The organism is Maledivibacter halophilus (genome assembly GCF_900167445.1).
Lineage (GTDB): Bacteria > Bacillota > Clostridia > Peptostreptococcales > Caminicellaceae > Maledivibacter > Maledivibacter halophilus.
On the sequence record NZ_FUZT01000013.1, the window covers coordinates 137525 to 144328 of the forward strand.

Genomic DNA, 6804 nt, shown 5'->3' on the forward strand with positions numbered 1-6804 from the left:
GTCCTAATTAGGACTTCCCTTAAAATATATTAATAAATGATGTTTACTATAATTTATATTTTGTTATTTCGTCACAAAAGCTGCATTTGTATTCTAACTTTTCCTTTGAAACCAATGAGAATATTGGATCCATATAATCATCTGAGTTCGTAATGCAGCGTGGGTTTTGACATTTAATTAGTCCTTTAACCTTTTCAGGAATACAAACCCTTTTTTTATCTATAAGTTTCCCATCTTTAATAAAATTTATAGATATATTTTCATCGATTAAACCAAGTAAGTTTAAATCAATATCAAAGGTGTTTTCTATTTTAATTATGTCTTTTTTTCCCAGGACCTTACTTTCAACATTTATTAATAAAACTACTGGACTTTCGGCTTTATAAAGCTCAAGCTTATTAAAAATTTTAAGGCCATTTCCAGATTTAATATGATCAATAACAATGCCGTTTTCTATTTGTTTTACCTCAAGCATTTATTCCACCTCCAAAAGTTTTGTTATAAGGGCCATTCTTACATATACACCCATTTTAGCTTGGTCAAAGTAATGAGCTCTTTTATCGGCATCAACTTCATAGGAAATCTCATTAACCCTTGGTAGTGGATGCATTATTATCATATCATCTTTGCCATTTTCAATTTTTTCATTATTTAGAATATAGGAATTTTTCAATTTTAAATAGTCCTCTTCATTAAAAAAACGTTCTTTTTGAATTCGAGTCATGTATAAAATATCAAGCTGATCTATAACCTGTTCAATATATCGAACTTCTTCAATTTCTATATCACAGCTATCCTTTAGGTATCTTTTTAAAGATTCTGGTAAAGTTAATTCTTCAGGGGATATTAAAACAAACTTTTTGGTATTGAATCTTGCCATGGTTTTGATAAGAGAATGAACGGTTCTTCCGTTTTTAAGGTCACCACATAATCCTATTACATGGTTTTCAAGACTGCCTTTATATTTATGGATAGTAAGAAGATCAGTGAGGGTTTGAGTTGGATGTAAGTGTCCTCCATCACCGGCATTTATTACAGGAATTTCTGAGTACATTGAAGCTAGCTTTGGAGTACCTTCCTTTGGATGTCTCATAACAGCTATATCAGCATAATGGGATATGCATCTTATTGTGTCTGCTACACTTTCTCCTTTTTTTACTGAGCTTGTATTGGCATCACTAAATCCAAGTACATTACCTCCAAGTCTAAGCATTGCAGATTCAAAGCTGAATTTAGTTCTTGTGCTTGGCTCATAAAAAAGTGTAGCCATGATTTTTCCCTTGCAGATATCTGAGTAATCCTTTGGAGAATTGTAGATTTTCTCTCCAAGCTTAACTAGTTCTAATATTTCTTCATTTGAGTACTTATTAAGGTTGATTAAGTGTTTAATATTTTTTTTCATCATAAAATCACTCCTCCTTGTTGACCTCGCTGGATCAAATTAAAGGTACTAAAAAAACCTTCGATTACCATGAGGATAAAAGAAGGTTTAATAATCTAAGCACATTTTTAGCAATTACAATATTGCATTTGCTATCAATTATTTTATTTCTCATACCTTTTTAACCTCACGGGGTTAATTTAAAGGTGCTAATTATTTATTTATCGTACTAATGTTAACATACAAAAAAAATAATGTCAATAAGTAGATGGTCTAAATATATATTGGTAAAATATTCAATTTAGAAATATAGTTTCCTATGTTTTATTAGGAAAACTATATCTTGGGGCTTGCTAAAAAATGTGGAGGCTGTCTATGTCTCAGGCCTAAGAACTGATGCCCTGTCAGTTCTACGAATTTTTCTGAAATCTTTCAGATAGTTTTCACTTTAAGAAACAGAAATATCCCACTATAGATTGACATATAAATTTATCTGTGTTAGTATTTAGAAAAATAAATACAGGTAGTACCTTTAAATTGGTCCAGAGAGGCCGGAAAGGTAAAAATAAAAATTGTATCTATAAATAGGTAAGTTATGCCTTCCGTTTCTCTAAATGGAAGGTTTTTTGTTATATAGATTTTCCATAGCAAAACTTAATTTATGAATATCAAAATATCTGATATTTATGGGGCGATTTGATATGTATAAATTGACTGTTTTGCTGGAATATCTATAAGTAAATACCTGTGAGGTTAAGTTAAATATATTACTAATACAATTATGGAGGTGGGAAAGTGGAGCTAATTATAAAAGGTGGAACAATTGTAAATCCTAAGACAGGAACAAATGAAATATTAGATATACTCATTAGGGACGATATAATAATTGACATCAAAAAGAATATTAATGTTAAGGGTAAGAAGATAATTAATGCAAAGGGCATGATTATAACACCAGGATTTATAGATATGCATGTGCATTTAAGGGAACCGGGGTTTGAATATAAAGAAACTATCAAAACCGGAACAGAAGCGGCTGTGGCTGGAGGTTTTACAACCGTGGCTTGTATGCCAAATACAAAACCTGCTATTCATTCAAAGGAGATTGTAGAATTAATAAAGGATAAGGCTGATAAAGAAGGAAAGGCAGAGGTACTTGTTATAGGAAGTATAACAAAGGATTTAAAGGGTGATGAGCTTTCAAAAATAGATGAGATGCATGAATCGGGAATTATAGCTATCTCTGATGATGGAAAAACTCCCATGAAAAAAGAAATAATGATACAAGGTTTTAAAAAAGCAAAGGAATTTAATATCCCTTTAATTTCCCATTGCGAGGATCATAATCTTTCAAAGGGCGGAAGTATAAATGAAGGCAAAGCTTCAAAAAGAACTAAAATAAATGGGATACCTTCAGCTGCAGAATATTTGATTGTAGAAAGAGATATACAATTATGTGACAAACTAGATTCAAAACTTCATATAGCCCATGTAAGTACTAAAGAATCAGTAGATTTACTTCGAAGGGCAAAAAGACGAGGCATAAATGTTACATCAGAGGCAGCGCCACACCATTTTATACTTACTGACGATATAATCGCATCAGATAATACCTATACCAAGGTTAACCCACCAATAAGAAGTAAAGAAGATGTAGATGAGGTCATCAAGGGGATTTTAGATGGAACTATAGATGTGATTGCAACTGATCATGCTCCCCATGATGAAGATAGTAAAAGCACAAGCTATGATAAGGCAGCCTTTGGAATAACTGGTTTAGAAACTTCCTTTCCATTATGCTATACCTATTTGGTGTTGAAAAATAAGATTCCCTTTATTAAGCTTATTGAAATGATGACCATAAAGCCAGCTGAAATAATTGGTATAGACAGAGGAAGCCTAGAAGTAGGTAAAAAAGCTGATATAACAATATTAGACTTAAATAGAGAATATATTATAGATTCCAATGAATTTTATTCAAAGGGGAAAAACACACCTTTTAATGGCTATAAAGTAAAGGGAAAACCTGTTTGTACTATAGTAAAAGGTAAAATAGTGTATAAGGAGGATACAATAGAATGTTTGTAAATAAATTAATTGAATTTATTAAAGAAAAGAATAGTCCCATAGTTGTAGGGCTTGACCCAAGAATTGAACTTATACCAAATGTTGTTAAAGATAAATATTTTAAAAAATATGGTAAAACATTTAAAGGGGCTGCAGAGGCTATATTGGAATTTAATAAAGAAATTATTGATAGTGTTTATGATATAATCCCGGCAGTAAAACCCCAAATAGCATTTTATGAACAATATGGCATAGAAGGATTGAAGGTATATAATGAAACCTGTAAATATGCTTCTGTGAAGGGATTGTTAGTAATAGGAGACATAAAGAGAGGAGATATTGGTTCAACCTCTAAAGCTTATTCAAATGCCCATATAGGAAAGACAGAAGTTGAAGGAGAGAGTCTAGAGGCTTTTTATTCCGATTCAATAACTGTAAATCCATATCTAGGGGATGACTGTTTAAAGGAATTTGTAGGAGATATCGAGCAATACGAAAAAGGAATGTTTATTTTAGTAAAAACCTCCAATCCTACTTCAAGTCAGCTTCAAGACTTAGTTGTAGAAGGCAGGAAAATATATGAAAAGGTTGCTGGAATAGTTAATGAATGGAGCAGTAAATATATTGGTAAATATAATTATTCATCTATAGGAGCGGTGGTGGGAGCTACTTATCCAGAAGAAGCTAAAAATCTTAGAAATCTCATGCCAAGTTCATATTTCCTTGTTCCGGGATATGGAGCCCAAGGAGGAACTGCTGAAGATGTGATCCATAACTTTAATGAAGACGGATTAGGAGCAATAGTAAATTCTTCAAGGGGGATTATATTTGCATATAAAAAAGAAAAGAAATGGTCAGAAGAAGATTACGGAAAAGCAGCAAGAGAAGCAGCTATTAATATGAGAGATGATATAAATAAGACATTAGAAAGTCATGGAAAAAAATACTGGTAAGGAGGTTTTAATTTTGAGTAAAAAGATCTTTTGTGAAATCCTAGAAAATACAGAGATAGCAAAAAATATATATAGAATCAAAATAAAGAAACCAGTTAAAGATTTTAATATAAAAGCAGGTCAATTTATAAATATTAAATGTGGAGAAGGAGATTTTCCACTTTTAAGAAGACCTATTAGTATAGGGTTAGTAGAAGGGGAAACCATGACAATCTATGTTAATAAGGTGGGAAAGGGTACAGAATTATTGTGCAGTAGAAAGGCAGGAGAATTTATTGACATTCTTGGACCACTAGGAAATACCTTTAATATGGATATAGAGAAAGGGAAGGTTCTTATAGTCGGAGGTGGTATTGGAGTGGCACCCCTTCTTGAATTAACTAAAACATTATCAGAAAAAGATAATATAGATATTAAATTAATATTGGGATTTAGAGAAGAGCCTTTTATTATAGAAGAATTTAAAAAATATACAAAAGATATAATAGTTGTTTCAGAAAAAGAAGGTTATGATTATAAAGGCTATGTTACGCAGCCTCTTGAAAATGAATTGAAGAAAAATAAATATGATGAAGTCTTCACATGTGGACCAGAGCCTATGTTAAAGAAGGTTAATGAAATATGCAAAGCCAATGGAACCACTGTACAATTACTATTAGAAGAAAGAATGGCCTGTGGTATTGGTGCTTGCCTTGTATGTACCTGCAAAGTCAAGAGAAGCAATGAAGATTGGAACTATGTAAGAACTTGTAAGGATGGACCAGTTTTTTATGGAGAAGAGGTGATATTTGATGAGTAAAATAGACTTGAGTGTTGATTTGAATGGATTAAAACTTAAAAATCCAATTACTGTTGCATCGGGAACCTTTGGCTTTGGTAGAGAGTTCGAAGATTATTTGGACTTAAACAAATTAGGAGGAATCATGGTAAAGGGGTTGACCCTTGAGGAAAGAAAAGGGAATCCTATGCCAAGGGTGGCAGAAACAGCTATGGGAATGCTGAATAGTGTGGGACTACAAAATCCTGGAGTTCAGTATTTTGTAAAAAAAGAACTTCCCTTTTTAAAGCAATATGATACAAAGATAATTGCAAATATTAATGGAAATACTATAGATGAATACTGTAAAATTGCTGAAATTCTTTCTGGGACTAAAGTGGATTCTCTGGAGCTTAATATTTCATGTCCTAATGTAAAAGAAGGTGGAGTTTCTTTTGGAAGGGACCCGGAAATGGTATATAAGGTAACAAAAAATGTTAAACAGTACTCTGATAAACATCTTATTGTAAAGCTCAGTCCAAATGTAACTGATATAAAAGAAATAGCAATAGCAGCAGAAAAGGCAGGGGCTAATTGTTTATCCCTTATTAATACATTAATAGGAATGGCAATAGATATTGATAGAGAAACAACTATACTTGCAAGGGGAATGGGAGGACTTTCTGGACCAGCGGTTAAGCCAATAGCAGTAAGAATGGTATATGAAGTATTTAATTCGGTTTCTATTCCTATAATAGGGATGGGAGGAATTATGACTTATAAGGATGCTGTAGAATTTTTATTAGCTGGAGCTAGTGCAGTATCAATAGGAACAGGTAATTTAATAAATCCTGGCATAGCTATGGAAATACTTGAAGGAATAGAAAAGCACCTTATCAAAAAGGATTATAAATCAATTGAAGATATTAAGGGAAAAGTTGTAATACCAAATAAGTAAAAAATAAAGCAGAAAGGAAGCTTATAAATACAACTATTTAAAAGTAATAAAGTCATGGATGCAATTTTTGTGGTATAGCTTTGGAGATTTTAAAACAATATTCATTAGTTAGTGTAATAGTTTCCATGACTTTATAAGATAAAGTTTTACTTTATTGAATAAAAGTTTGAAAATTGATGGATAATAAAGATTGATAAAGAATAGTATTTATAGAGAATATTTTATTATTTGACATTATATATATAATATGATAATATTAAGAGCAGTGCTGATGAAGAAACTAATTTAAAGAATTTTAAAAAAGTCTTGACAACAAAACGATAATTTGTTACAATGATATTCGTTGCTCAAACAGCAACAAATCATCTGCAAAAAACTTTGGACATTGAAAACTGAACAGTGTAAGGATAAAAAAACATGTTGAACGATTGATGTAAAAGTCAACGTTTAGCCTGACCAATAAAAGGTCAAACCCGAAAATTTTATTTAAGAGTTTGATCCTGGCTCAGGATGAACGCTGGCGGCGTGCTTAACACATGCAAGTCGAGCGAGAAGGCTTTAACTAATCCTTCGGGAGAAGATAGAGCTGGAAAGCGGCGGACGGGTGAGTAACGCGTGGGTAACCTGCCTTGTACAGAGGGATAGCCGCCGGAAACGGTGATTAATACCTCATAAGACCACAGTATCG

At 32.2% G+C, this 6804-nt stretch carries 6 protein-coding genes and 1 rRNA gene; 5 read left to right on the forward strand and 2 right to left on the reverse strand.

Features of this window, described 5'->3' with window-relative positions; translation table 11 throughout:
• Positions 1-46: 46 nt before the first annotated feature.
• The gene (locus B5X81_RS21475; protein ID WP_079494789.1) at positions 47-475 is read right to left on the reverse strand and encodes an aspartate carbamoyltransferase regulatory subunit; all 429 of its coding nucleotides are present in this window, start codon (positions 473-475) and stop codon (positions 47-49) included.
• Positions 476-1405: an aspartate carbamoyltransferase gene (pyrB, locus tag B5X81_RS21480; RefSeq protein WP_079494790.1), complete on the reverse strand. Its 930-nt coding sequence runs from the start codon at positions 1403-1405 to the stop codon at positions 476-478. It abuts the gene before it with no gap.
• A gap of 771 nt (positions 1406-2176) precedes the next feature.
• On the opposite strand from pyrB, the gene B5X81_RS21485 reads away from it, so the two are divergent.
• The 5 genes from B5X81_RS21485 to B5X81_RS21505 form a co-directional block, all read left to right on the forward strand.
• Entirely contained in the window at positions 2177-3469 is a 1293-nt protein-coding gene (locus B5X81_RS21485) for a dihydroorotase (protein ID WP_079494791.1), read from the forward strand.
• Positions 3460-4401: an orotidine-5'-phosphate decarboxylase gene (pyrF, locus tag B5X81_RS21490; RefSeq protein WP_079494792.1), complete on the forward strand. Its 942-nt coding sequence runs from the start codon at positions 3460-3462 to the stop codon at positions 4399-4401. Before B5X81_RS21485 ends, pyrF begins: the two co-directional genes overlap by 10 nt.
• A 13-nt stretch (positions 4402-4414) precedes the next feature.
• On the forward strand, positions 4415-5200 hold the full coding sequence (locus B5X81_RS21495; RefSeq protein WP_170917538.1) for a dihydroorotate dehydrogenase electron transfer subunit: 786 nt from the start codon (positions 4415-4417) through the stop codon (positions 5198-5200).
• Positions 5193-6116, forward strand: coding sequence for a dihydroorotate dehydrogenase (locus tag B5X81_RS21500; RefSeq protein ID WP_079494794.1), 924 nt, complete (start codon positions 5193-5195; stop codon positions 6114-6116). The genes B5X81_RS21495 and B5X81_RS21500 overlap by 8 nt, the downstream gene beginning before the upstream one ends.
• 482 nt (positions 6117-6598) lie before the next feature.
• Positions 6599-6804 (forward strand): 16S ribosomal RNA (locus B5X81_RS21505); the annotation flags it as partial.

What these genes read in the sequence shown, in the direction of transcription:
- pyrB (WP_079494790.1), bottom strand. Translation starts at nt 1,405, where the DNA reads ATGATGAAAAAAAATATTAAACACTTAATCAACCTTAATAAGTACTCA.
- B5X81_RS21500 (WP_079494794.1), top strand. Translation starts at nt 5,193, where the DNA reads ATGAGTAAAATAGACTTGAGTGTTGATTTGAATGGATTAAAACTTAAA.
- B5X81_RS21475 (WP_079494789.1), bottom strand. Translation starts at nt 475, where the DNA reads ATGCTTGAGGTAAAACAAATAGAAAACGGCATTGTTATTGATCATATT.
- pyrF (WP_079494792.1), top strand. Translation starts at nt 3,460, where the DNA reads ATGTTTGTAAATAAATTAATTGAATTTATTAAAGAAAAGAATAGTCCC.